Genomic DNA, 251 nt, shown 5'->3' on the forward strand with positions numbered 1-251 from the left:
GTGTAGGGCTTTCCAAGCCTTGCGACGTCCAGATCGACCCCTGGGGGAAGTTCCGCGTAGCCGGACGCGATGAGGATCGGCAGGGCCGGCGCGATGGCGCGCACAGCTCTCGCCAGATCGCCGCCGGTCATGCCGGGCATGGAATAGTCGGTGATGACAAGATCGAAGGCCGATCCGTCACCGAAAAATTCCAGCGCCTCCGTTCCGGAATGGGCTTCGACGACGTCATGTCCGAGATCCATCAGCATGTC

General features: G+C 62.5%; 1 protein-coding gene. It reads right to left on the reverse strand.

Annotated features, from left to right (window positions below):
• On the reverse strand, positions 1–251 hold a 251-nt coding region (locus SB772_RS43755; protein ID WP_410838997.1), incomplete at both ends, for a response regulator.

The organism is Paraburkholderia sp. SIMBA_030 (assembly GCF_046535245.1).
In the GTDB taxonomy this organism is placed as follows: Bacteria; Pseudomonadota; Gammaproteobacteria; order Burkholderiales; family Burkholderiaceae; genus Paraburkholderia.